The organism is Streptomyces sp. NPDC051921 (assembly GCF_040680975.1).
Lineage (GTDB): Bacteria > Actinomycetota > Actinomycetes > Streptomycetales > Streptomycetaceae > Streptomyces.
Genome location: NZ_JBFAXU010000020.1, coordinates 49,217 through 72,452, shown reverse-complemented (window position 1 = coordinate 72,452; position 23,236 = coordinate 49,217). Strand labels below are relative to the sequence as shown.

Genomic DNA, 23,236 nt, shown 5'->3' with positions numbered 1-23,236 from the left:
CCGTGGACAGGGCGGGCGGCGGGAGGCGACGATCGGTCCGTACCGGGGCAGAGGGCCTGGCGCCAGAAAACTAACAGCGCTAGTTTGGGGTACCCGCGAGTAGCCCGGTCCGGCCCGCACGCCGCTCGGACCACACGCGGACCCGGCCGCCGCAGGCACCGCCGGCCGGCCACCGACCGCCCCGGCCCGGCAGCCGGCCGGGCGCACGACCCGGCACCGGCCCACGGCTGCCGGCCGACCGCACGACCCGGCCCCGGCCGTACGCCTCCGCGCGCCCGGCCCCGGCCACCCGCGCACGCGGGCCCGGCCCCGGCCGTAGCCGTGTGCGCGGACGCCCGACCGCCCCGACCAGCGAGGAGAGACAGCGGATGAAGGCCCACGACGCGATGTACATCGGCGGGGAGTGGCGCGCCGCCGCCTCCACGGAGACCATCGCCGTGCTGGACCCGGCCACCGAAGAGGTCGTCGCCCACGTTCCGGCCGGTACCGCCGAGGACGTCGACGCCGCCGTGCGCGCCGCCCGCGCCGCCTTCCCGGGCTGGGCCGCCACGCCGCCGGCCGAGCGGGCCGCCCGGCTGGCCGCGCTGCGCGACGCGCTCGCCGCGCGGGCGGAGGAGATCGCCGCGACCGTGACGACCGAGCTCGGCGCCCCGCCGCAGCTCGCCGCCGCGGTGCACACCGGGCTCCCGATCGCCGTGGCCGGCTCGTACGCCGAGCTCGCCGCGACCCACCCCTTCGAGGAGAAGGTCGGCAACTCGACCGTCTACTCCGAGCCGGTCGGCGTCGTCGCCGCGATCACCCCCTGGAACTACCCGCTGCACCAGATCGTCGCCAAGGTCGCCCCCGCCCTCGCCGCCGGCTGCGCGATCGTCCTCAAGCCCGCCGAGGACACCCCGCTCACCGCCCAGCTGTTCGCCGAGGCCGTGCACGAGGCGGGCGTCCCGGCCGGAGTCTTCAACCTCGTCACCGGCCACGGCGCGGTCGCCGGACAGGCCCTCGCCGAGCACCCCGACGTCGACCTCGTCTCGTTCACCGGCTCCACGGCCGTCGGCAGGAAGATCGGCGCGCTCGCCGGCGGTGCCGTCAAGCGGGTCGCCCTCGAGCTCGGCGGCAAGTCCGCCAACGTCATCCTGCCGAGCGCCGACCTCGGCAAGGCCGTCGCCGTCGGCATCGCCAACGTGATGTCCAACTCCGGTCAGACCTGCAGCGCCTGGACCCGGATGCTGGTCCCCGCCGACCGGTACGAGGAGGCGGTCGGACTGGCCGCCGCGGCCGTCGCCAAGTACGTCCCCGGCGAGCGCGTCGGCCCGCTGGTCAACGCGAAGCAGCGCGACCGGGTCCGCGGCTACATCGAGCGGGGCGTCGCCGAGGGCGCCCGGATCGTCGCGGGCGGCCCCGAGGCCCCGCGCGAGACCGGCTACTACGTCGCCCCCACCGTCTTCGCCGACGTCACCCCCGACATGACCATCGCCCAGGAGGAGATCTTCGGCCCGGTCGTGTCGATCATCCGGTACGAGGACGAGGCCGACGCCCTGTCCATCGCCAACGGCACCGTCTACGGGCTGGCCGGCGCCGTCTGGGGCGAGCAGGAGGAGGCCGTCGCCTTCGCCCGCCGCATGGAGACCGGCCAGGTCGACATCAACGGAGGCCGCTTCAACCCGCTCGCCCCGTTCGGCGGCTGGAAGCAGTCCGGCGTCGGCCGCGAGCTCGGGGCCCACGGCCTCGCCGAGTACCTCCAGACCAAGTCCCTGCAGTTCTGAGCAACCGAGGAGACACGAGCGTGATCCGCGCCGCCGTCCTGCCTGCCGTCGGCTCTCCCCTGGAGATCATCGGCATCGAACTGCCCGAGCCCGGCCCCGGCCAGGTGCGGGTCCGGCTCGCCGCCGCCGGCGTCTGCCACTCCGACCTGTCGTTGTCCAACGGCACGATGCGGGTGCCCGTCCCCGCAGTCCTCGGGCACGAGGGCGCCGGCACGGTCGTCTCCGTCGGGGAGGGCGTCTCCCACGTCGCCCCCGGCGACGGCGTCGTCCTCAACTGGGCGCCGTCCTGCGGCACCTGCCACCCGTGCACGCTCGGCGAGGTCTGGCTCTGCGCCCAGGCGATGAGCGGCGCGGCGAGCGTCCACGCCCGCACCGAGGACGGCACCGAGCTCCACCCCGGGCTCAACGTGGCCGCCTTCGCCGAGGAGACCGTCGTCGCGGCGAACTGCGTGCTGCCCGTGCCCGACGGAGTCCCCCTCACCGACGCCGCCCTGCTCGGCTGTGCGGTGCTCACCGGCTGGGGCGCCGTGCACCACTCCGCCCGGGTGCGGGAGGGGGAGACCGTCGCGGTCTTCGGGGTCGGCGGTGTGGGTCTCGCGACCCTCCAGGCCGCCCGGATCGCCGGGGCCTCGACGATCGTCGCCGTCGACGTCTCGCCCGAGAAGGAGGCACTGGCGCGGGCCGCCGGCGCCACCGACTACGTGGTCGCCTCCGAGACCACGGCCAAGGACGTCCGGAAGCTGACGGGCGGCCACGGCGTCGACGTCTCGGTCGAGTGCGTCGGCCGCGCCGTCACCATCCGCGCCGCCTGGGACGCCACCCGCCGCGGCGGCCGGACCACGGTCGTCGGCATCGGCGGCAAGGAGCAGCAGGTCACCTTCCACGCCCTGGAGCTCTTCCACTGGGGCCGCACGCTGTCCGGCTGCGTCTACGGCAACTCCGACCCGGCGAAGGACCTGCCGGTCCTCGCCGAGCACATCCGCGCCCGCCGCCTCGACCTGGGCGCCCTGGTCACCGAGCGCATCACCCTGGAGGGCATCCCGGGCGCCTTCGACAACATGCTGGCGGGCAAGGGCGGCCGTGCGCTCGTCGTCTTCTAGGACGGGTCCGGGCGGTCCGCCGCCCCGCGGGACGTCAGGCCGACTCCTGCGGGGCGGCCGGCTCCTGCTGAGCGGACGACCCCTGCCGGGCCGTCGGCTCCTGCCGGGCCGCCGACTCCGCGGATCCGGCCGGGGCCGCCACGGCGGCCTTCGGCCGGGACCGCGACACCGCCACGCCCGCCAGGCACAGCGCGCCGCCGCCGAGCGTGAGCAGCGCCGGCAGTTCGCCGAGCAGCACCCAGGCCATCAGCACCACCAGCGCGGGCACGGCGTACGTCGTCGCGCCCATCCGTCCCGCCGTCGTCCGGGCAAGGGCGTAGGCCCAGGTGGTGAAGGCGAGGGCGGTCGGGAAGACGCCGAGGTAGACCATGTTGAGGGTCGCCGACAGCGGGGCCTCGGCCGCCTCCTCGACGAGCTGCCCGGCGAACGGCAGGCAGGCCACCGTGCCGACCAGGCACCCGAAGGTGGTCACCTGCAGCGCGCTGCCGTGCGCGAGCGCGGGCTTCTGGGCGACGACGCCGCCGGCGTACGCCATCGCTGCGAGCAGACAGAGCACCACGCCGAGGACCGAGGCGTGGCTCTCGCCGGAGCCGCCCGACATCGACAGTCCGACGGCCACCGCGCCGGCGAAGGACACGCCCATCCCGGCGAGCAGCCGCGGCGGCAGGGTCTCGCCGAGCACCTTCGCACCGAGCAGGGCGATCAGGATCGGGCCGATGTTCACGACCATCGCGGCGGTGCCCGCGTCGACCTCCTGTTCGCCCCAGTTGAGCACCACCATGTAGGCGCCGAACCACAGGAGTCCGGACACGGCGATGCCCTTCCAGGCGGCGCGTGGCGGCAGCCCCTCGCGCCGTATCAGGAGGACGACCCCGAGGACGAGGGAGCCGGCGAGGAGCCGCCCGAGGGCGAGCGCGCCGGGCGAGTAGGCGGCGCCCGCGCTGCGGATGGAGACGAAGGCGGAGGCCCACAGGACGACGGTGACACCGGCGGCGGCGAGCGCGAGACGGGAGGTTCGGTTCGGCATGGGACGACCGTAGGGCGCGGACCGTTCGGCCGGCACCGCAATATCGCGCGCGGGCGCCGGCCGGGTCATCGGAGCGCCGCCGGCTCGATGCCGAGGGCCGCGTGCAGCGCGCGTTCCCCTTCCGCGGTCACCTTCACCGCGCGCTCGGACCCGATCCGTACGCACCACCCGGCGTCCATCGCGTGCCGGCACAGCGCCGCGCCGGCGAGCCCGGCGAGGTGCGGCTTGCGCTCGGTCCAGTCCAGGCAGCCGCGCGCGAGGGGCCGCCGGCCCTCGGCCACGAGGGGGATGCCCTGCTCCTCGAACCAGGCCAGGCCCCCGTCGGTGAGCGCGAACCCGGTGTCCTGGCGCAGCAGTCCGCGTACGGTCATGGCTTCCGTGACGGTGATCCCGAGGCGCCCGGCGAGATGGTCGTAGCAGGTCCGTCCGCGTGCCATCGCCTGCCCGGCGCCGGCGGCCCGCAGCGTGCGCGGCGGCTCGGGCACGGCCGGCTCGGAGCGGGCGGCGAGGTCCTCCACGAGGTGGGCGACCCCGGGGTCGGCGAGCCGCACGTAGCGGTGCCTGCCCTGCCGCTCCTCGGCGAGCACCCCGCCCGCGACGAGCTTCCCCAGGTGTTCGCTGGCGGTCGACGGCGCCACCCGCGCGTGCCGGGCGAGCTCCCCGGCCGTCCACGCCCGCCCGTCGAGCAGGGCGAGCAGGAAGGCGGCGCGGGTCTCGTCGGCGAAGAGGGCGGCGAGGGAGGCGAGGTCTTTGGGGGCCATGCCCTCAGGATGCCGCAGCCACAGTTCGGCACCGACCGAACTTTCCCGGGCCCACCCTCCGGGCCCCGCGCTCCCCACTCCGGCTCCGGGCCCCACGCTCGCCACTCCGGCTCCGGGGCCCACGCTCGCCACTCCGGCTCCGGGCCCACGCTCCGGGCTCCGGGCCCCGCCGAGACGGGGCCGCAACCGCCGCGAGGAGACCGCCCGGTCGGGCCGCGACGAGGGCACACCCCGCCGCCCGTCCCGCCGTCGCGCGCGACCCCGTCCGGCCGTACGCGTACGCCCCGTCCCGCCGGCGGCGACTACACGCCGTCCGGCCGCTGCGTGCCGTCCGCCCGGTCGGGCCGCCCGGCGTTCCGCACGGGCCCGAACGCCGCGTACTGGGCCTGCAGCCCGTCGAGCAGCGCGCGCAGGCCCGTCGTGAAGGCGCCCTCGTCGACCTTCTCGCGATGCTCGGCGAGCAGGTGGGCCTGCCCGAGGTGCGGGTAGTCGGCGGGGTCGTAGGCGTTCTCGTCGTCGACGAAGCCACGGGCGAAGGAGCCGAGCGCGGAGCCGGTGACGAAGTACCGCATCAGGGCGCCGATGTACGTGGCCTGGGCCGGCGGCCAGCCCGCGCGGACCATCGCGCCGAAGACCGCGTCGGCGACCTTGAGGCCCGCGGGCCGGCGGCCCGGGCCCTGCGCGAGGACCGGGACGACGTTCGGGTGGTCGGCGAGCGCGGCGCGGTAGGAGACCGCCCAGTCGTGCAGCGCCGTGCGCCAGTCCCGGGGGTCGTCCGGCGCGAACATCGACAGGTCGATCTTCCCGCTGACCGTGTCCGCGACGGCGTCCAGGATCTCGTCCTTGGTGCGGAAGTGGTTGTAGAGGGAAGGACCGCTCACGCCCAGCTCGGCCGCGAGCCTCCGGGTCGACAGTGCGCCGAGCCCCTCGGCGTCCACGAGCGCTCCCGCCGTCTCGACGATGCGGTCTCGGCTCAGGAGGGGCTTGCGCGGTCGGGCCATGGCGCACATAGTAGGCGTGGCCAAGAAAACTAGCAGTGGTAATTAAAGGGGACCGGGACGAGGTGGAGCGGTGAATCTGGAGCTCAGCGAGGAGCAGGAGGCCGTACGGGAGCTCGCCGAGGACTTCGTCGCCCGCGAGGTCGCCCCGCACGTCGTCGCGTGGGACCGGGCCGAGGACGTCGACCGCGCGATCGTGAAGAAGCTCGGCGCCGTCGGCTTCCTCGGCCTGACGATCCCCGAGGAGTACGGCGGTTCCGGCGGCGACCACCTCTCCTACTGCCTCGTCACCGAGGAACTGGGCCGCGGCGACTCCTCGGTCCGCGGCATCGTCTCGGTCTCGCTCGGCCTGGTCGCCAAGACCATCGCCTCCTGGGGGAGCGAGGACCAGAAGCGGACCTGGCTGCCCCGGCTCACCGCCGGCGACGCCCTCGGCTGCTTCGGCCTCACCGAGCCGGGCACCGGTTCCGACGCCGGGAACCTGTCCACCCGGGCGGTCCGCGACGGCTACACGTACGTGATCGACGGCAGCAAGATGTTCATCACCAACGGCACCTGGGCCGATGTCGTGCTGCTCTTCGCCCGCACCAACGACACCCCCGGTCACAGGGGCGTCTCCGCCTTTCTCGTTCCCACCGACACCCCGGGCCTCACCCGCCGCACCATCCACGGCAAGCTCGGCCTGCGCGGCCAGGCCACCGCCGAGCTCGCCCTGCAGGACGTCCGCGTCCCGGCGAGCGCGATGATCGGCCCGGAGGGCAAGGGCTTCTCCCTCGCGATGTCGGCCCTCGCCAAGGGGCGCATGTCGGTCGCGGCCGGCTGCGTCGGCATCGCCCAGGCCGCCCTCGACGCGGCGGTGAGGTACGCGGGGGAGCGCGAGCAGTTCGGGAAGCCCATCGCCTCGTACCAGCTGGTCCAGGAGCTGATCAGCGACATCGCCGTCGACGTGGACGCGGCCCGGCTGCTGACCTGGCGGGTCGCCGATCTGATCGACCGCGGCGAGGAGTTCGCCACGGCCGCGTCGAAGGCCAAGCTGTACGCCTCCGAGGCCGCCGTCCGCTCGGCGAACAACGCCCTCCAGGTCTTCGGCGGCTACGGCTACATCGACGAGTACCCGGTCGGCAAGCTGCTCCGGGACGCCCGGGTGATGACCCTCTACGAGGGCACCAGCCAGATCCAGAAGCTCATCATCGGGCGCGCGCTGACGGGCGTGTCGGCTTTCTGAGTACCCCCGTCGCGTCGCTGAGTATCCGGGCGGATGTGGCCGGGGCCACATCCGCCCGATGCTGTCGGTCATGAGCGACACAACGGTCAAGCAGCAGAACACCGCCGCCTATTACGCGCAGGCCGTCATCTCCTTCGGCCTCGCGCTGCTCGCCGTCGGCATCGGCGTCTACAAGCTGGACGCGAGCGCCTGGGTGCGGGCCTTCCTCGCCATCTCCGTCCTCTACCTCACCACCTCGGCCTTCACCCTCGCCAAGGTCGTCCGCGACCGGCAGGAGGCGGGGCAGATCGTCAGCCGGGTCGACCAGGCCCGCCTGGAGAAGCTCCTCGCCGAGCACGACCCGTTCCAGAAGCTCTGATCCGGGACCGGGGGCGCCGAGCGGGGCCGGGGCACGCTGATCCGGAAGCATCGATACCGGAACCTCCGGTGCCGTGAGGGCTAAGCGCTTGCTCACCTTCGTTGTATGGTGTTCGTCCTTGGACGGCCCGAGAAGGAGTGTGCGATGAGCACGGCGGAGGAGACGCCCGGCGGCGAGGACATGCCGTGGGGCGAGGTCACGCCCGAGGCCGCCCGGCGCCTGCTGGTCGCGGCCGTCGAGGCGTTCGCCGAGCGCGGCTACCACGCCACCACGACCCGTGACATCGCGGGCCGGGCCGGTATGAGCCCGGCCGCGCTGTACATCCACTACAAGACCAAGGAAGAGCTGCTCCACCGGATCAGCCGGATCGGCCACGACAGGGCCCTGGAGATCCTGCAGGCCGCCGCCGACGGCGAAGGCCTGCCGGCCGAGCGCCTCGCCGACGCCGTGCGCTCCTTCGTCCGCTGGCACGCCGAGCGGCACACCACCGCCCGGGTCGTGCAGTACGAGCTCGACGCCCTCGGCCCCGAGCACCGCACCGAGATCGTGGCGCTGCGCCGCGAGTCGGAGGCCACCGTGCGGCGGATCATCAACGAGGGTGTGGCGTCAGGGGAGTTCGACGTCACCGACGTGGCCGGTACCACGGTCGCGGTGCTCTCCCTCTGCATCGACGTCTCGCGCTGGTTCAACACCCAGGGCCGACACACGGCCGACGAGGTCGGCGCCCTGTACGCCGACCTCGTGCTGCGGATGGTGGGCGTTCAGAAGTAGTAGCGGGACACCGACTCGGCGACGCACACCGGCTTGTCGCCGCCCTCGCGCTCCACGGTCACCGTCGCGGTGACCTGCACACCGCCACCGGCCTCCGTCACGTCCGTGAGGACGGCGGTGGCGCGCAGTCGCGAACCGACCGGCACCGGGGCGGGGAAGCGGACCTTCTCGGTGCCGTAGTTGATGCCCATCTTCATGCCCTCGACCCGCATGACCTGCGGGACGAAGGTCGGCAGCAGGGAGAGGGTGAGGTAGCCGTGCGCGATGGTCCTCCCGAACGGGCCGGCCGCGGCGCGCTCCGGGTCGACGTGGATCCACTGGTGGTCGCCCGTGGCCTCGGCGAACTGGTCGATCCGCTTCTGCTCGATCTCCAGCCACTCGCTGGGCCCCAGTTGCTCGCCGACCCCGGCGCGCAGCTCCTCGGCGGAGGTGAAGATCCTCGGCTCGGCCATGTTCCTCGTCCCGTCTCTCGGCAGTCCCACAGGCAATGTCTAAGCGCTTGCTCAGGATGTGTGGGGAGGGCTCGCCTTGTCAACGGAGGGGGCATCGGAAGGGACGTCGGAAAGGCGAACGGAAGGGCGCTGGAAGGGCGACGGAAGGGCACCGGAGGGGCGACGGAAGGGCACCGGAGGGGGCGCCGGGAGGCAAGGGTCCTGACGTAGGCTCGGCCGAGTGCCGCAGATTCCCGAGAAGATCCACGAGCTCACCGTCGGACAGCTCTCCGCGCGCAGCGGGGCGGCCGTCTCGGCCCTGCACTTCTACGAGGCGAAGGGCCTGATCAGCAGCCGCCGCACCAGCGGCAATCAGCGCCGGTACGGCCGCGACATCCTGCGCCGGGTCGCCTTCATCCGCGCCGCGCAGCGGGTCGGCATCCCCCTCGCCACCGTTCGCGCCGCCCTCGCCCAGCTCCCCGAGGAGCGCACGCCCACGCACGAGGACTGGGCCCGGCTCTCGGCGGCCTGGCGGACGGAGCTCGACGAGCGGATCAAGCAGCTCGGCCGGCTGCGGGACCACCTGAGTGACTGCATCGGCTGCGGCTGTCTGTCCCTGGAGAACTGCGTCCTCTCCAACCCCGACGACGTCTTCGGCGAGCGCCTGACGGGCTCGCGCCTGCTGCCCGAGCACAAGCAGGACTGACGCCGGCAGGGCTCAAGCCGGCAGGACTCACGTCGGCAGGGCTCAAGCCGGCAGGACTGACGCCGGCAGGGCTCAACCGGCAGGACCGGCACGGGCAGGGGCACGGGCGCGGGCAGGGCGGAGGCGTGGCCGGGGTGACGCCGTCCGGCACCGGGGAAGCGGAGCAGGGGCCCACCACCCCCGTGGGTGGGCCCCTGCTCGGTTCAGGACGCGGGCGTCACTCGTACTCGGTGCCGCCCTTGCGGGTCAGGTACGCCGGGCTGACCGCCTTGGCCATCGCCCGCCCGCCGACGACGGGGCTGTAGCGCTCGGTCACCGGGCGGATCACGACCCCCTCGCGCAGATGCAGTGCACGGCCGGAGACCGTCTCCCGGCCGCTCGCCAGCGCGAGGACGGTGTCCAGGTCGAACGGGCCGGTGTGCAGGCGCGGTACGAGCGGCAGTTCGCCCGGCTCCAGTACCTCGGCCGGGTCCAGCCAGCGCACCTGCCCGTCGATCTCGGCGGACACGTCGAACACGGCGAAGCCGAGCCCGTCCTCGGCCCGGGCGTTCGCCCCGTAGGCCAGGTCCTGCACCCCCGCCCCGTACACCTCGCCGAACAGGCCGACGCGGGTCGCCCCGAGCCGCTCGGCGACCCGGGCCGCGACGTCGGGCACGCCGTGCCCGTGCACGGCGCGCCAGTACAGGTTGCGCGGGTCCTCCTTCAGGGCGAGGCCCTTGGCGCCGAAGCCCTTGGAGGAGACGAGGGTCCGGTCGGCCTCGGCGAGATACGTGACGAGGCAGGCCGTCCCGTGCAGCTTCTCGGTCAGGACCACCGGCTCGCCCGGCTCGAAGACGTCGGGGAAACGGTGCAGGTTCTCGATCTCCACCCACGGCAGCAGGTCCGGCGCGGCCTCCACGTCCCCGCTCATCGTCGGCGGGATCGGCGGCGCCCACTTGGTGATCCCCAGCAGCTCCGCGAAATCCGTGCCGTCCTCCGCCGCCTGCCGCAGATCGACCCCGTCGACCGCCTTCGGCAGGCACACCAGTCCCTGCGACAACTCCCCTCGCAGCCGTACCGCCTTGACCCGGTCGCTCGCCTTCCCGGCGAGCCGTCCGGTGAGGCCCAGCTCGTCGATGAGCGCGGCCGGCAGCACCGCCTGCTCCGGGATGTAGAGCGCGACGTCGCCCGTCCGGTAGGACCCCTTGGCGACCACTGCCCGATACAGGCCGACCTGCGCGAGTTCGAGCGCGTCGGCGTCGGGGTGGTCGTGGACGGTCAGGGTCTCGGCGGTGACGCGCAGGGTCGACATGTCAGTACTCCGGTTGCTCGGCGGGTTTCCCGTGTGTGGTCATCGCCGCACACTCTGCCGAGGACGAATTCCGGTGGGCGAACGGATTGTTGGCTGGTAGCGTCGGCCTCTTCGCGGGCCACCGGCCGGCGGAGTCCCGTCAGGACCGTGACCGTGACCGACACGTCGCTCCCGCCCGCCGTCGCCGCCGCCCTTCGCCGCGTCGAAGAGGTCTTCGGCGGCATGACCGCGAGCTCCCGGGGCTGTCTCCACTGCTTCGACGCCGAGGAGTCGGCCCTGCTGGCCGTGCCGGGGGCACGGCTCGATGACGACCTGCTCGCGAGGTTCTTCCACAAGGTCCCCGACCACTTCGAAGACCATCCGGCCGTGGTGCGACGCCTGTTGCCGCAGTTCCTCGGGTACGCGGCGAGCGGGCGCTTCGGTGGAGCGGGGTACGCGCCGACGGGCCTCGGCCGTACCGCCTGGCGGGAGTGGCCGCGCGAGCAGGCCGAGGCGATCGACGGGTTCCTCTCCACCTGGTGGGCGGAGACGCTGGCCGTGCCCGATCCCGTCCCCGGCGTGCAGGCGGTCTTCGAACTCTGCCACGACATGCACCAGTCCGTGACGCCGCTGCTCGCCGCCTGGGCCGACCGCGAGCCGGGAGGCGTCGCGGACCGGCATCTGGCCGCGTGGGTGGAGCGGTGGATCGAGGATCTGCTCAGGGACGACGGCTCGTCGCTCGCCTGGTGGGCCCCCGACCCCACGCAAGAGCTCCAGGCCTGGCTCGTGCGCCACGCCGCCCACCTCGACGCCCGGGTCCCGCTGCTCGCCCTGCCGCCCGAGGAGCGATGGGTGGTCTATGCGGAGAGGGTCGCGGACGGCTTCTCCTCCAGGGCCGCCGACACCAGCTGAGCGTTGGAGCCGGCCGGCGTGCCGTCCGGGAGCAGGACCGTGTCCTCCAGGCCGGTACGGGCGGCGAGCCCGAGCCGGCGGGCGAGCCGGAAGAGCGGCCAGGCCGCGGACTCGCGGCCGTACAGCAGGACCGGGCGGGTGTGCGGCGAGCGGGTGAGGGCTGAGAGCAGGGCGAGGGCCGCCTCCTCCGACGCGGCCTCGGCGAGCACGCGCGGCACCCGCGGTGCCAGGGAGGAGCGCAGGAAGCGGGCGGGGCCGTCGGTGCCCTGGCGCAGGACCGCGTCGACGGCGACGCCCCGGTCGAGCAGGGCCGCCGCGAGGGCCTCCGCGCCCGGCTCGTGCCAGGCGACCGTCGCGCGGTCCGGCGACACCGTCCAGGAACGGACCCGGGCCAGCCGGCGGACCGGGTCGGGCTCCGCCGACGTGCCGGTCGTCACGCCGACCGGCACGGTCACGGCCGCGCGGATCGCGGCGAGCGTGTCGGCGAGCACCCGCGGCGAGAGCGTGTCGCCTCCGCAGGGGGTCTTGGGGTGGACGTGCACCTCGTCCGCACCGGCGGCCACGGCCGCCGAGGCCGCCTCGGCCATCGCGACCGGGGACATCGGCACCGCCGCCGCGTCCCCGGGGCCACGGCCCCCGTTGAGACAGACCTGGAGCATCAGGCCACCGACGCCAGCCGCGGTGCGTCCTCGCCGCGTGTCCGGGCGAGCGCCCGGGGCGTCAGCACGGCCCGGGGTATCAGCACCCCGCAGTCCGCGCACACCGGCCCGAACCACGGCTCGTCCCGCAGCTCGGCCCGCCACTCGATGCGCGGCCCCGCGCACGCCGGGCACTGCTCGCCCGGGCCGCTGCGCAGCGCGTCCACCAGCCGGCCCACGACCTCGGGCAGCGGCGCCGTCGGGTGGTGGGCGGGGTCGTCGCAGCGGGCCACCCCGTTGCCGCCCCAGATTCTGCGGTGCCACTCGTCGAGGGCGCCCGGCCGGCGCAGACCGTCCTGTTTCTCGCGCCGTCGCCGCTCGGCGAACTCGCTCTCGTACGCGAGCCACACCGCCCGCGCCGCCTCCAGCTCGTCGAGCGCCGCCACCAGACGCCCCGGATCGGCCTCACGGTCCTCCGGCCCGAACCCGTGCCTTCGGCACAGATGATCCCAGGTCGCGCGATGCCCGTACGGCGCGAACCGTTCCAGGCACTTGCGCAGCGAGTAGCGCCGCAGCGCCGTGTCGCTCCCAGGATCGCGGACCTGTCTCGCAAGACTCCGGAACCCGGCCATCGTCTGCCACCTCCGTCGCTAGCACCGGCGATATGAGATGGACGAACGAGCCGCCCGCCGTGTTCCATCGAATGGGCGATGGAAGCCATCAGCGGTGTCCGGGGGGCTCGGGTTCACCGGCCGAAGCGGCCCGCGCGGGCCACCAGGAGGGCGAGCTCCTCGTGGCATATGTCGCTGTGCTCGGACACCACCTGGGCCGCGTCCACGCTCACGCATCCCGACGGCGGGACGCCGTCGCGCAGGGCCGCTGCCAGGGTGCGGGCGGTCGTGCCGGGGACGGCCTGTATGCCGTCGTAGCCGATCGCCCACCAGCGGCGGTCCTCCTGACCGAGGAGGGACCGGTCGTCCCGGGACAGGCGCGAGGCCAGCGGGTAGAAGACGCGCAGCGCCGTGTCGTGGTGCGAGTGACAGGCCACCAGGGGGCCGTCGACCCGGGCCTGGAGGTCCCGGAGCGAGCCGCCGTGGCCCTGGTCGTGCGGCAGGCGGGCGGCGAAGGCGTAGTGGGAGAACGCCCCTTGGAAGAGGGTGACCGACTTCACGTTGCGGGCCCCGGCGGGCAGTCCGCGCAGGGCGTGGGCGACGAGCCGGCCGCCGAAGCTGTGCCCGACGAGATGCACGCGCATCGCCGGTGCCGTGCGGGAGAGGTCGCCGAGCAGGGGGCCCAGGCCGCGCTCGCCGACCGCCCCGGCCCGGCGCTTCATCGTGTAGTACGTGGCCTGCCGCAGCGCCTCCCGCGCGCCCTTCCACAGGCGCTTCATCCGGTCGCCCCCGCCGAACAGCGACTCCGCGTCCGACGCGCCCCCGGCGCCCTCCTGCGCGTCGGCGAACGCCCCGTACACCGTCAGCGGGTCCTCGACCAGGAACCCGGGTGCCTCGGCGGCCACCAGGCCTTCCTGGTCCATCTCCGTCAACTCCCGCAGCAGCGAGGCGAACTCGGCGAGCCCGGCCTCCTCCTCCGGCTCCTCCGCGACCAGCTCCGCCAGACGCCCGATCGTCGCCGCCCGTTCCGGCACGACCGCGGCCAGCGTCCGGAAGTCGGGGACCGGCTCGTCGGAGAACATCATCGAGGGCCACACCAGACCGGCGTAGCCGAGCCGCACGCCCGGGCCGGTCAGCCCGGGGAAGGGCTGGAAGAAGCGGTCGAACAGGCCGGAGGCGACCGACGGCGAGTTGTTCCAGCCGTGGGTGAAGAGCACCAGGTCCGTGCATCCCCGCCGGGCCAGGGCCGCCAGGGCGTCCGCCTGGCCGGCCGGGCCGTCGCCGTCCTTGTCGAACACGACCTCGCAGTACGGCTCGACACTCGTCACCGTCATGGCCCCGTCCCTCCGCGTCGAGGTGCGCCGCTGCCCGGGCGTCACCGGACGTTCTTCCCGCGCGGAGGTACGGCCAGTCGTCAGCCGCGCAGCCGCGCCGCCGAGACCACGGGGAAGTGCACCACCGCGTCGTAGGAGGTGCCGAGCCCGGCGCAGGCCATGCTTTACCGCGACCGGATCGGCCGGCCCGCGATGCGCTCCGGCGTCGGGCCTTCGGTGAACGGCCGCGCGGTGAGAGCGAGTTCACGGGCGGGATCGCGGGCCGGACCGGGTTTCGCCGCCTCGCCCGCCACGCCGGCGGGAGCCACGAGGCCCACGCACAGCGCGGCGAGGAGGGCGGCGGGGGAGCGACGGCGTCGTCGTAGGAAAACGTTCGTGATCCCAGCGTCCGTGCCCGGGGCGGGCGGGGACATCCCGCCCGCCCGGGGTCCACACGGGGGCCGGCCCCCTCAGTGGTACATCAGGTACTCCCGCCGCACCGCGCGGAACGCCGTCAGGTCACCCTCCCAGGCGCCCGCCACCTCGTCCGCCGGCGCCCCCGCGTCGATCATCGTGCGCACCCGGTCCGAGCCGGTCAGCTTGTCGATCCACCGGTCCGTCCGCCACGCGAAGCCGCTCCACGCGCGCCGGGCGGTGACCAGGAGCGCGATCCCGGTGCGCACCGGGTCGAAGACCTCGCGGTCGTGGACCATCAGCTGCACCCCGCCCACGGTCTTCCCCTGGAACTTGGAGAAGGCCGGCGTGAAGTACGCCTCCCGGAAGCGGACGCCCGGCAGGTCCAGCGCGTTCGCGGCCTCCGCCCACCGGCCGTCGATCCCCTCCGCGCCGAGCAGTTCGAAGGGGCGGGTGGTGCCGCGTCCCTCGGAGAGGTTGGTGCCCTCGAAGAGGCAGGTGCCGGAGTAGACGAGCGCGGTGTCGGGCGTCGGCATGTTGGGGCTCGGCGGCACCCACGGCAGACCGGTCGCGTCGAAGAAGTCGCCGCGCCGCCAGCCGCTCACCGCCACCGTCTCCAGCGGTACCGGCCGCGCCAGGAACTCGCCGTTGAACAGCCGGGCCAGCTCCGCCACGGTCATCCCGTGCGCCTGCGCGATCGGCTCGCGGCCCACGAAGGTCGCGAACGCCCGGTCCAGGACCGGCCCCAGCGCGGCCCGCCCGGTCACCGGGTTCGGCCGGTCCAGGACCACGAACCGCTTGCCCGCGAGCGCGGCGGACGCCATGCAGTCGTAGAGCGTCCAGATGTACGTGTAGAAGCGGGCGCCGACGTCCTGGATGTCGAAGACGACCGTGTCCACGCCAGAAGCCGTGAACACGTCCGCGAGCGGCTGACCGCTCTTCAGGTACGTGTCGTGGACGGGCAGCCCGGTCGCCGGGTCGTCGTAGCGGCCCTCCGAGCCGCCGGCCTGGGCGGTGCCGCGGAAGCCGTGCTCGGGGCCGAAGACGGCCACCAGGTCCACCCGCTCGTCGGCGTGCATGACGTCCACGACGTGCCGGGCCCCGGCCGTGATCCCGGTCGGGTTGGTGACCACGCCGACCCGCTGCCCGGCGAGCGCCGTGTACCCGTCGGCGGCCAGCCGCTCGAAGCCGGTGCGGACCCGCCGGCCCCGGCCGGGCGGCGCGTCGGCGGCCGCCGGGGCCGCTCCGGCGGCCGACCCGGCGGCCAGCGCGCCGCCGGCCGCCAGCACGCCTCGTCTGGACAGGCTCATGGAAACCTCCTTGATCGCCTTCCCTGACATGGCCACGCACGCTAGCGCCCGCCGCGGCCACGCGGAACGAGGCACGAGCGCCGACCCCTTCCCCGACTCCATACCGACTGGTTAGTCTGCCCGCACGGACGCAACGGAAAGGTGGGCCCCATGAGTACGGTGCAGGGCGCGGGAGTCGTCGTCACGGGCGCGGGAGGCGGCATCGGCGCCGCGCTCGCCCGCCGGTTCGCCGCCGAAGGGGCCCGCGTCGTCGTCAACGACCTCGACCCCGGCCGCACCAAGGCCGTCGCCGAGGAGATCCGCGCCCTCGCGGTGCCCGGCGACGCCTCCGCCGTCGTCGAGGAGGCCCGCGCCGCGCTCGGCGGCACCGTGGACGTCTGGTGCGCCAACGCCGGACTCGCCTCGCCGGGCGACGCCTTCGCCGACGAGGAGGTCTGGGCCGCCGCCTGGGACGTCAACGTGATGGCCCACGTCCGGGCGGCCCGGGCCCTGCTGCCCGACTGGCTGGAGCGCGGCACGGGCCGCTTCGTCTCCACCGTCTCGGCCGCCGGACTGCTCACCATGGTCGGCGCGGCGCCGTACAGCGTCTCCAAGCACGGCGCGTACGCCTTCGCCGAGTGGCTCTCGCTCACCTACCGCCACCGCGGCGTCAAGGTGCACGCCATCTGCCCGCAGGGCGTGCGCACCGACATGCTGACCGCGGCCGGTTCGGCCGGCGAGCTCGTGCTCGCCCCCACCGCCATCGAGCCGGAGACCGTCGCCGACGCCCTCTTCGACGCCATCGACGCCGACCGCTTCCTCGTCCTGCCGCACCCCGAGGTCGCGGACTACTACCGCGCCCGGGCGACCGACCCCGAACGGTGGATCGGCAACATGAACCACATCCAGCAGAAGTGGGAAGGGGCACAGGCATGACGACCCAGGACGCCGGCTCGGCCCGTACGGACTCGATCTACGCCGCCAGGCCCTGGCTCGGTCGGCTCACCGACGCCCAGCGCGCCCCCGTCACGCCGCCGCCGACCGCGCTGCACGCCTTCCGGGCCGCCGCCGCCCGCACCCCCGACCACCCCGCCCTCGCCTACTTCGACGCCCGGATCTCCTACCGCGAGACCGATGCCCTCTCCGACTCCGTCGCCGGCCACCTCGCCGCCCGCGGAGTCGAGCGCGGCGACCGGGTCGCGGTCATGCTCCAGAACAGCCCGCACTTCGTCCTCGCCCTGCTCGGCGCCTGGAAGGCCGGCGCCACCGTCGTCCCGCTCAACCCCATGTACAAGGCCGGAGAGGTCACCCACGCCCTGCGCGACTCCGGTGCCCGCGCCGTGATCTGCTCCGACCGCGCCTGGGGCGCCTACGTCCGCGACACCGCCGCCGAGACCGGTGTCGCCATCGCCCTCACCGCGGACGAGCGGCAGCTGCAGACCCGCGACGACGCCCGCGTCCTCGGCTTCGAGCCCGTCCCCACCGAGGCCGACGACCTCCTCGCGGCCGCCCGGGCCGGCCACCCGGCCCCCGAAGGGCGTGAGCTCGCCACCGACGACATCGCCCTGATCAGCTACACGTCCGGCACCAGCGGCACCCCCAAGGGCGCGCTCAACCTGCACCGGGGGATCGTGCACAACGCCGAGCGCCAGCGCACCGGCCACCCGATACCCCCGGGCAGCGTCTACTTCGTCCTCGCGCCGCTCTTCCACATCACCGGACTCGTCTGCGAGCTCGCCACCAGCTTCGCCAACGGCGGCACCCTCGCCCTCGCCTACCGCTTCGAGCCCGGGGTCGTCCTCGACGCGTTCCTGGAGCACCGGCCCGCCTACACGGTCGGCCCCTCCACCGCCTTCATGGCGCTCGCCGCGCACCCGGCCGCCACCCCCGACCACTTCTCGTCCTTCCTCGTGATGTCCTCCGGCGGCGCCCCCGTCCCGCCCGCCCTGGTCGAGAAGTTCCGCGCCGGCTTCGGCCCGTACCTGCGCAACGGCTACGGCCTCACCGAGTGCACCGCGCCCTGCGCCTCCGTACCACCGGAGCACGAGGCGCCCGTCGACCCCGCCTCCGGCACCCTCTCCGTCGGCGTCCCCGGCCCCGACACCCTCGTCCGCATCGTCGACGAGGACGGTGCCGACGTCCCCTTCGGCGCGCACGGCGAGATCGCCGTCAGCGGACCCCAGGTCGTCCCCGGCTACTGGCGGCTGCCCGAGGCCACCGCCGCCGCCTTCCCCGACGGCGAGCTGCGCACCGGGGACATCGGCTTCATGGACGAGGACGGCTGGCTCTACGTCGTCGACCGCAAGAAGGACATGATCAACGCCTCCGGCTTCAAGGTCTGGCCGCGCGAGGTCGAGGACGTCCTCTACACCCACCCGGCCGTCCGTGAGGCCGCCGTCGTCGGCGTCCCCGACGCCTACCGCGGCGAGACCGTCAAGGCGTACGTGAGCCTCCGCCCCGGCGCGGAGACGCAGCCCGCCGAGCTCTCCGCGTACTGCGAGCAGCGGCTCGCCGCGTACAAGTACCCGCGCGAGGTCGAGATCCTGCCGGAGCTCCCCAAGACCACTAGTGGGAAGATCCTCAGGCGGGACCTGCGTTCCCGGAAGTGAGCACGAGCATGAAGGAAAGGCGGCACAGCATGGCAAGGACGACCGACGGGAACGGCGCCCCCGTGCCCCAGCGACTCCTCGCCGCCGCCACCCGGCTCTTCGCGGAGCAGGGCTACGACCGGACCTCCGTCCAGGAGATCGTCGAGGCGGCGGGCGTCACCAAGGGAGCCCTCTACCACTACTTCGGCTCCAAGGAGGACCTGCTCCAGGAGGTCTACGCACGGGTGCTGCGGCTCCAGCAGGAGCGGCTCGACGCCTTCGCGGACGCCGACGCGCCGGTCCAGGAGCGCCTCCGGGGCGCCGCCGCCGACGTGGTCGTCACCACCATCGAGAACCTCGACGACGCGTCGATCTTCTTCCGCTCGATGCACCACCTCAGCCCGGAGAAGAACAAGCAGGTGCGCGTCGAGCGGCGGCGCTACCACGAGCGCTTCCGCGCCCTGATCGAGGAGGGGCAGCAGGCCGGGGTGTTCTCCAGCGCGACCCCCGCCGACCTCGTCGTCGACTACCACTTCGGCTCGGTCCACCACCTGTCCACCTGGTACCGCCCCGACGGCCCGCTGACCCCGCAGCAGGTCGCCGACCATCTGGCGGACCTGCTGCTGCGGGCCCTCCGCCCGTGATCCGCACCTCCTAGCGGTATAACTGCCCCGTGGCGGGGGACACGGAGAGCACGACGGGGGACGGGGACACGAGCGGCGCGGTGCGGCGGGAGCCGGCCCGCGGGCTCGTGGTCGTCGGCGTGGGCAGGTACGACCACGCCGCCGAACTGGAGCCCGTGCCCGAGGAGTTACGTTCCGCCGTCCGCCTCTTCGGCGGGCTCGGCTACCGCCTCGACGAACGGATCGACGACCCCACCGCCGAGGAGCTGCGCTCCCGGCTCCTCGACTGGGCCTACCGCGCCGACCGGTCCGCCACCGCCGTCGTCCTCTACTGGACCGGCCACGGCGTCGAAGGCGCCGGCCGGCACTACCTGCTCTGCCGGGACAGCCGCGAGGGACGGCTCGCCGGGACGGCGATCGCCGCCGAGGACGTCACCCGCTTCGTCCTGGAGTCCGGCGCCCGCCGCGTCCTCCTCGTCATCGACACCTGCCACGCCGGGCAGGGCGGCGCCGACGCCTCCGCCGTCGCCGAGAGCCTGCGCGCCGCGGTCCGCGCCGGGGCCGCCGAGGGGCGCGGCACGCTCACCGACTTCGCGGTCGTCGCCGTCGCCCGCGCCGACCAGTTCGCCCACACCATGGCGTTCACCACCGCCCTGGAGACGGCACTCGGCCGCCTGTCGGTCTCCCGGAAGCAGCGCCGCCTGTCCGTGGAGCAGGTCGTCGACACCGTCAACGAGGTCTACCGCGGCGCGGGCCTGGAGCAGACCGCCCGCGCCCACGTCGAGACCGAGGGCTACGCCTTCTTCTCCTTCGAGAACTCCGGCTACCGCCCCGAGGCCCGGGACGACGCCCACGACCTCGCCGAACTGCGGGTGCGGCTCAGCCCCGAGGGCCGCCGCAGGCGCGCCGAGCTCGACAACCACTTCGCCCCGCGCGGCCGCGGCTTCACCCGCGCCCAGGGCGCCCGCACCGGTTCCTACTTCGTCGGCCGCACCGCCGAGCTCGACCGGCTCACCGCCTGGCTGGGCCACCGGGACGGCGCCTGGGGGCGCGGCGTCGCCGTCACCGGGGGGCCCGGCGTCGGCAAGTCCGCCCTGCTGGGGCGGCTGCTGCTCGGGGCGGGGAAGGAGGTGCACACCGCGATCCACGCCCGGCACCGCTTCCTGGAGGACGTCACGGCGGGCATCGCCGACGCCGCCGGGCTCGACGGGGAGGCCGCCACCGCCCCGCGGGCACTCCTCGCGGCCCTCGCCGCCCGCCGCGAACCGCTGCACGTCCTCGTCGACGCCCTCGACGAGGCCGGCGAGACCGGTGAGGGCGGGCAGTCCGCGGCCGCCGCCGACCCCGCGGACGCGCCGGACGCCTCGGAGTCCCGGCGCATCGCCACGGAACTCCTGGTCCCCCTCGTCCGGATCCCCTGCGTCCGGCTCCTCGTCGGCACCCGTCGCCACGTCCTGGACGCCTTCGACGGAGAGTTCTCCGTCCTCGACCTGGACGCCACCCTGGAAGCGACCACCGCCGACGTCGCCCACTACGCCCGCAGCCTGCTCCAGGCCCCCGACGGCCCCGGCAGCACCAGCCCGTACGACGCGGCCACGGCCGCACCCGTCGCCGAGGAGATCGCCGCCCGGGCCCGCGGCGCCTTCCTCTCCGCCCGCATCGCGGCCCGGGCCCTCGCCCGCGCGCCCCGCGCCCTCGACCTCGCCGACCCGGACTGGCGCCACCAGGTTCCCGAGCTCGGCGAGACCCCCGGTGTGACGTTCCTGCGCGTCCTGCGCCGCCGGCTCGCCACCGCACCTCCCGGCGCGGCCGAGCGCTCGCACGCCCTGCTCGCCGCCCTCGCCCTCGCCGAGGGCCCCGGCCTCCCGCCGGACCGCGTGTGGCGGGCGCTCGCCGCGGCCTGCCTGCCACCCGGCACGCCCCACGAGCCCTTCGCCTGGGAGGAGCTCGCCCAGCTCCTCACCTTCGCCGGCGAACACCTCGTCGAGGAACTCGACACCGACGGGCGGGCCGTCTACCGCCTCTACCACCAGGCGTACGCCGACGCCCTGCGCACCACCCTCGACCGGGACGTACGGGAACGGGCCGCGCACGCGCTCCACGCCCTCGTGCCCGAACGGCCCGGCGGCGGCCGCGACTGGTCGGCCGCCCCGCCCTACGTCCTGCGGCACCTGATCGAGCACGCCGAGGGCACCACCCTGCTCGACGCCCTCGCCCTCGACCCGGCCCTGCTGCTCGCCGCCGAGCCCTCCGCGCTCCACCGCGTCCTGAACCGCGCCGGGTCAGGGCCCGCCCGGGCCGCCGCCCGGGCCCTCGGCCACTGCGCCGCGCTCCTGTGCAGCCTCGACGACCCCGGCACCCGCGCCGCCCAACTCCGCCTCTCCGCCTTCCAGACGGGCGCCGAAGCGCTCGCCCACGCCGTACGGGAGCGGTGGCCGGCGCTCCCGTGGGACAGCGAGTGGGCCGAGCTGGCACCCGTCCCGTACCGCACCATCGGCACCTTCACCGGCCGGGTCACCGCAGCGGCCGTCGCGACCGTCCACGGGCGCCCGGTCCTGGTCACCGCCGAGGACGCCGGGGGAGGCGTACGGGTGTGGGACGGCGCGGACGGCGGGCCGCGCGGCTCGCTGCCCGGGGACTTCGGCCGGGTCCGCGCCGTGCGCACCGCGCCCGGCCGCCCCTGGGCGGCGCTGTGCACCGAGGGCCGGGTCTGGCTGTGGGACCTGGAGACCCGCGACCTGATCGGCGCCGCCGAGGTGCCGGGCGTCGTCGACTGCGCCCTCGTCCCGGGCGGGGACGACTGCGTCGTGGTCACCGTGGACGGGTCCGGCACGCTGACCGCCGGGGACCTGAGGCACCGCCCGCGGGCCCCGAGGTCCCTCCGCCCCGTCCGGATCGCCGTCGCCCGGCACGGATCGGACGGCGGTCTGCGCGTCGCCGTCGCCTGGTGCCACCCCCGGGCGACCCCGCGCCGCCGGGCGCTGCTCACGGTCACCGAACTCGCCCCGGACGGCTCCGTCGTGGGCGAACGCCGGCACCTGCTGCGCGGCCGTACCGTCTCGGCGCTGGCGTTCCGGGACGGCGTGCTGTGCGTCGCCTCCGAGAAGGCCCTCCGGTGGAGTTCCAGGGGCCGCAAGGCGCTCGCCACCGAGGCCGACGGCCTGCGGCTGATCGAATGGTCCGGCCGGGAGACCGCGCCCGCCCTGCTCATCGCCGCCGGTCCGCTCTGCCTCGATGCCACCTCGGACGAGGTCCTGGCCCGGGACGCCGCGGGCCGCACGGTGGGCCGGACGCCCACCGACGCCGCCGTGCGCCGACTGGTCGCCCTGGGCGACGGGGACGGCGACGGCCTGCCCGTGCTGGTCTCCTGGAGCGGCAGCGCCTTCTCCGCCAAGGTCTGGCGGCTGGGCTCCGTCGCCGAGCGGGCACCCGCGTTCCACGACTGGATGGTGGTCGGGACGAGCGACGGCCGGCCGGTCGTCGTGGGCCGCAGGGGAACCGGCGTACGGATGCTGGACGGCGTCACCGGCGCCCTCCTCGACGAGGTGGCCGACCCGGACAGGGCGCTGCTGGTGGCCGGGAGCACGGGGGCCCCGGTGGTGCGCCGGACCGGGCCGAAGGGCCGCGACGCCTCGCTGTGGGTCCCCGGCGGCGACGTCCCGCTGCCGGGACAGCCCCTGCGCCGGATACGCCTGCTCGGCGTGGCGCCGGGGGACGGGGCACCCCGGTTGCTCGCCTTCGGTGACACCCGGATGGACCCCGACGTGTGGCTGGACCTGCGCACCCCCGACGGGGAGTGGACCGGCCGCTTCTCGCTGCCCCTGGGGCGGGTGCACGAACTCCGGCTCGTTCCCACCGAGAACGGCGTCCTCGCGGCGGCCCGCGGCTCGAAGGTCTACGTGAGCGACGCCGGCGACGACGGGATGACCGAGTTCTCCGGGCCGTTCCACCGGGTGGTCCTCCGGGGCCTGCCGCACGGCGAGGTCGTGCGGCACGTGGAGCTGGAGAGCGGCGAGGAGACGTACGACCTCGGCAGCTGGCCGGAGGGCCCGGTTCTCGGCATCGTCACCGACGACGGCGACCTCACCGTCCGCACCAGGCTCGGGGAGGCGATCGAGACCCGTACGGGCCGGCGGGGCCGCGGGATCAAGCGGCGAGCGCATCCGCCGCGCGTGCTGCCCCGCCCCGACACCGCGCCCGTCACCCGACTGCGGCTGCAGACCCGACACGGGCGGGCTACCGTCCTGACCGCCACCTCCGACGGCACGCTGACGCTGTTCGCCGCCGACACCACCGAGGTCCTGCACCGGATCTTCCTCGGCTGCGAGGTCCTGGACCTCGACTGGCTCGACGGCGAACGCCTCTGCGTGCACACCACGACGGGTCTGCTCTGCCTCCGGCTGCCCTGACCCCTCCGGCCGCGCCGGTCCCCTCCCGGGCG

The 23,236-nt window shown here is 74.8% G+C and carries 20 protein-coding genes; 11 read left to right on the top strand and 9 right to left on the bottom strand.

Going from position 1 to position 23,236, the window contains the following annotated elements:
* Positions 1-368 precede the first annotated feature (368 nt).
* Both AB0M16_RS25235 and AB0M16_RS25230 read left to right on the top strand, forming a co-directional pair.
* On the top strand, positions 369-1,760 hold the full coding sequence (locus AB0M16_RS25235) for an aldehyde dehydrogenase family protein (protein ID WP_365346603.1): 1,392 nt from the start codon (positions 369-371) through the stop codon (positions 1,758-1,760).
* A gap of 20 nt (positions 1,761-1,780) precedes the next feature.
* Entirely contained in the window at positions 1,781-2,860 is a 1,080-nt protein-coding gene (locus tag AB0M16_RS25230; protein ID WP_365346601.1) for a Zn-dependent alcohol dehydrogenase, read from the top strand.
* Positions 2,861-2,894: 34 nt separating this feature from the next.
* On the opposite strand, the gene AB0M16_RS25225 is transcribed toward AB0M16_RS25230, so the two are convergent.
* From AB0M16_RS25225 to AB0M16_RS25215, 3 genes are all read right to left on the bottom strand, one after another.
* Positions 2,895-3,887, bottom strand: a complete 993-nt coding sequence (locus tag AB0M16_RS25225; protein ID WP_365346599.1) for a DMT family transporter — start codon at positions 3,885-3,887, stop codon at positions 2,895-2,897.
* A gap of 65 nt (positions 3,888-3,952) precedes the next feature.
* Positions 3,953-4,648: a winged helix-turn-helix domain-containing protein gene (locus AB0M16_RS25220; RefSeq protein ID WP_365346597.1), complete on the bottom strand. Its 696-nt coding sequence runs from the start codon at positions 4,646-4,648 to the stop codon at positions 3,953-3,955.
* A gap of 302 nt (positions 4,649-4,950) precedes the next feature.
* Positions 4,951-5,649: a TetR/AcrR family transcriptional regulator C-terminal domain-containing protein gene (locus AB0M16_RS25215; RefSeq protein WP_365346595.1), complete on the bottom strand. Its 699-nt coding sequence runs from the start codon at positions 5,647-5,649 to the stop codon at positions 4,951-4,953.
* 70 nt (positions 5,650-5,719) lie between these two features.
* Between AB0M16_RS25215 and AB0M16_RS25210 the strand changes: the two genes are divergently transcribed.
* From AB0M16_RS25210 to AB0M16_RS25200, 3 genes are all read left to right on the top strand, one after another.
* Entirely contained in the window at positions 5,720-6,871 is a 1,152-nt protein-coding gene (locus tag AB0M16_RS25210; RefSeq protein ID WP_365346593.1) for an acyl-CoA dehydrogenase family protein, read from the top strand.
* Positions 6,872-6,941: 70 nt separating this feature from the next.
* A complete protein-coding gene (locus AB0M16_RS25205; RefSeq protein WP_365346591.1) occupies positions 6,942-7,229 on the top strand; it encodes a YiaA/YiaB family inner membrane protein in 288 nt (95 codons plus the stop codon).
* Between the two features lie 144 nt (positions 7,230-7,373).
* Positions 7,374-8,000, top strand: coding sequence for a TetR/AcrR family transcriptional regulator (locus AB0M16_RS25200; RefSeq protein WP_365346589.1), 627 nt, complete (start codon positions 7,374-7,376; stop codon positions 7,998-8,000).
* On the opposite strand, the gene AB0M16_RS25195 is transcribed toward AB0M16_RS25200, so the two are convergent.
* The gene (locus tag AB0M16_RS25195) at positions 7,991-8,452 is read right to left on the bottom strand and encodes a MaoC family dehydratase (RefSeq protein WP_365346785.1); all 462 of its coding nucleotides are present in this window, start codon (positions 8,450-8,452) and stop codon (positions 7,991-7,993) included. The two genes, AB0M16_RS25200 and AB0M16_RS25195, sit on opposite strands and share 10 nt — an antisense overlap.
* A gap of 220 nt (positions 8,453-8,672) precedes the next feature.
* Here AB0M16_RS25195 and soxR point away from each other — a divergent pair, with 220 nt between their 5' ends.
* Positions 8,673-9,137: a redox-sensitive transcriptional activator SoxR gene (gene soxR / locus AB0M16_RS25190; RefSeq protein ID WP_365346587.1), complete on the top strand. Its 465-nt coding sequence runs from the start codon at positions 8,673-8,675 to the stop codon at positions 9,135-9,137.
* A 217-nt stretch (positions 9,138-9,354) separates the two neighbouring features.
* Here the strand turns inward: soxR and AB0M16_RS25185 are convergent, their stop codons facing one another.
* Entirely contained in the window at positions 9,355-10,428 is a 1,074-nt protein-coding gene (locus tag AB0M16_RS25185) for an RNA ligase (ATP) (protein ID WP_365346585.1), read from the bottom strand.
* Between the two features lie 153 nt (positions 10,429-10,581).
* Here AB0M16_RS25185 and AB0M16_RS25180 point away from each other — a divergent pair, with 153 nt between their 5' ends.
* Entirely contained in the window at positions 10,582-11,319 is a 738-nt protein-coding gene (locus tag AB0M16_RS25180; RefSeq protein WP_365346583.1) for a hypothetical protein, read from the top strand.
* On the opposite strand, the gene AB0M16_RS25175 is transcribed toward AB0M16_RS25180, so the two are convergent.
* The 4 genes from AB0M16_RS25175 to AB0M16_RS25160 all read right to left on the bottom strand — a co-directional run bounded on the left by AB0M16_RS25175 (position 11,265) and on the right by AB0M16_RS25160 (position 15,605).
* The gene (locus tag AB0M16_RS25175; RefSeq protein ID WP_365346582.1) at positions 11,265-11,978 is read right to left on the bottom strand and encodes a 3-keto-5-aminohexanoate cleavage protein; all 714 of its coding nucleotides are present in this window, start codon (positions 11,976-11,978) and stop codon (positions 11,265-11,267) included. The two genes, AB0M16_RS25180 and AB0M16_RS25175, sit on opposite strands and share 55 nt — an antisense overlap.
* Complete coding sequence (locus tag AB0M16_RS25170; RefSeq protein ID WP_365346580.1) at positions 11,978-12,589, bottom strand: hypothetical protein; 612 nt, start codon at positions 12,587-12,589, stop codon at positions 11,978-11,980. Before AB0M16_RS25170 ends, AB0M16_RS25175 begins: the two co-directional genes overlap by 1 nt.
* Before the next feature lie 113 nt (positions 12,590-12,702).
* Complete coding sequence (locus tag AB0M16_RS25165) at positions 12,703-13,902, bottom strand: serine-threonine protein kinase (protein WP_365346578.1); 1,200 nt, start codon at positions 13,900-13,902, stop codon at positions 12,703-12,705.
* A gap of 449 nt (positions 13,903-14,351) precedes the next feature.
* Positions 14,352-15,605, bottom strand: a complete 1,254-nt coding sequence (locus tag AB0M16_RS25160; protein WP_365346576.1) for a DUF1343 domain-containing protein — start codon at positions 15,603-15,605, stop codon at positions 14,352-14,354.
* A 150-nt stretch (positions 15,606-15,755) separates the two neighbouring features.
* Here AB0M16_RS25160 and AB0M16_RS25155 point away from each other — a divergent pair, with 150 nt between their 5' ends.
* From AB0M16_RS25155 to AB0M16_RS25140, 4 genes are read left to right on the top strand one after another with little or no spacing between them, the layout of a single operon-like run.
* Positions 15,756-16,520 carry an SDR family oxidoreductase gene (locus tag AB0M16_RS25155; RefSeq protein WP_365346574.1) on the top strand — a complete coding sequence of 255 codons (765 nt, stop codon included), beginning with the start codon at positions 15,756-15,758 and terminating at the stop codon, positions 16,518-16,520.
* Positions 16,517-18,193: an AMP-binding protein gene (locus tag AB0M16_RS25150; RefSeq protein WP_365346572.1), complete on the top strand. Its 1,677-nt coding sequence runs from the start codon at positions 16,517-16,519 to the stop codon at positions 18,191-18,193. Before AB0M16_RS25155 ends, AB0M16_RS25150 begins: the two co-directional genes overlap by 4 nt.
* Before the next feature lie 29 nt (positions 18,194-18,222).
* Positions 18,223-18,816 carry a TetR/AcrR family transcriptional regulator gene (locus tag AB0M16_RS25145; RefSeq protein WP_365346570.1) on the top strand — a complete coding sequence of 198 codons (594 nt, stop codon included), beginning with the start codon at positions 18,223-18,225 and terminating at the stop codon, positions 18,814-18,816.
* A 29-nt stretch (positions 18,817-18,845) separates the two neighbouring features.
* Positions 18,846-23,204, top strand: a complete 4,359-nt coding sequence (locus tag AB0M16_RS25140) for an AAA family ATPase (RefSeq protein WP_365346568.1) — start codon at positions 18,846-18,848, stop codon at positions 23,202-23,204.
* The last annotated feature ends 32 nt before the right edge of the window (positions 23,205-23,236 follow it).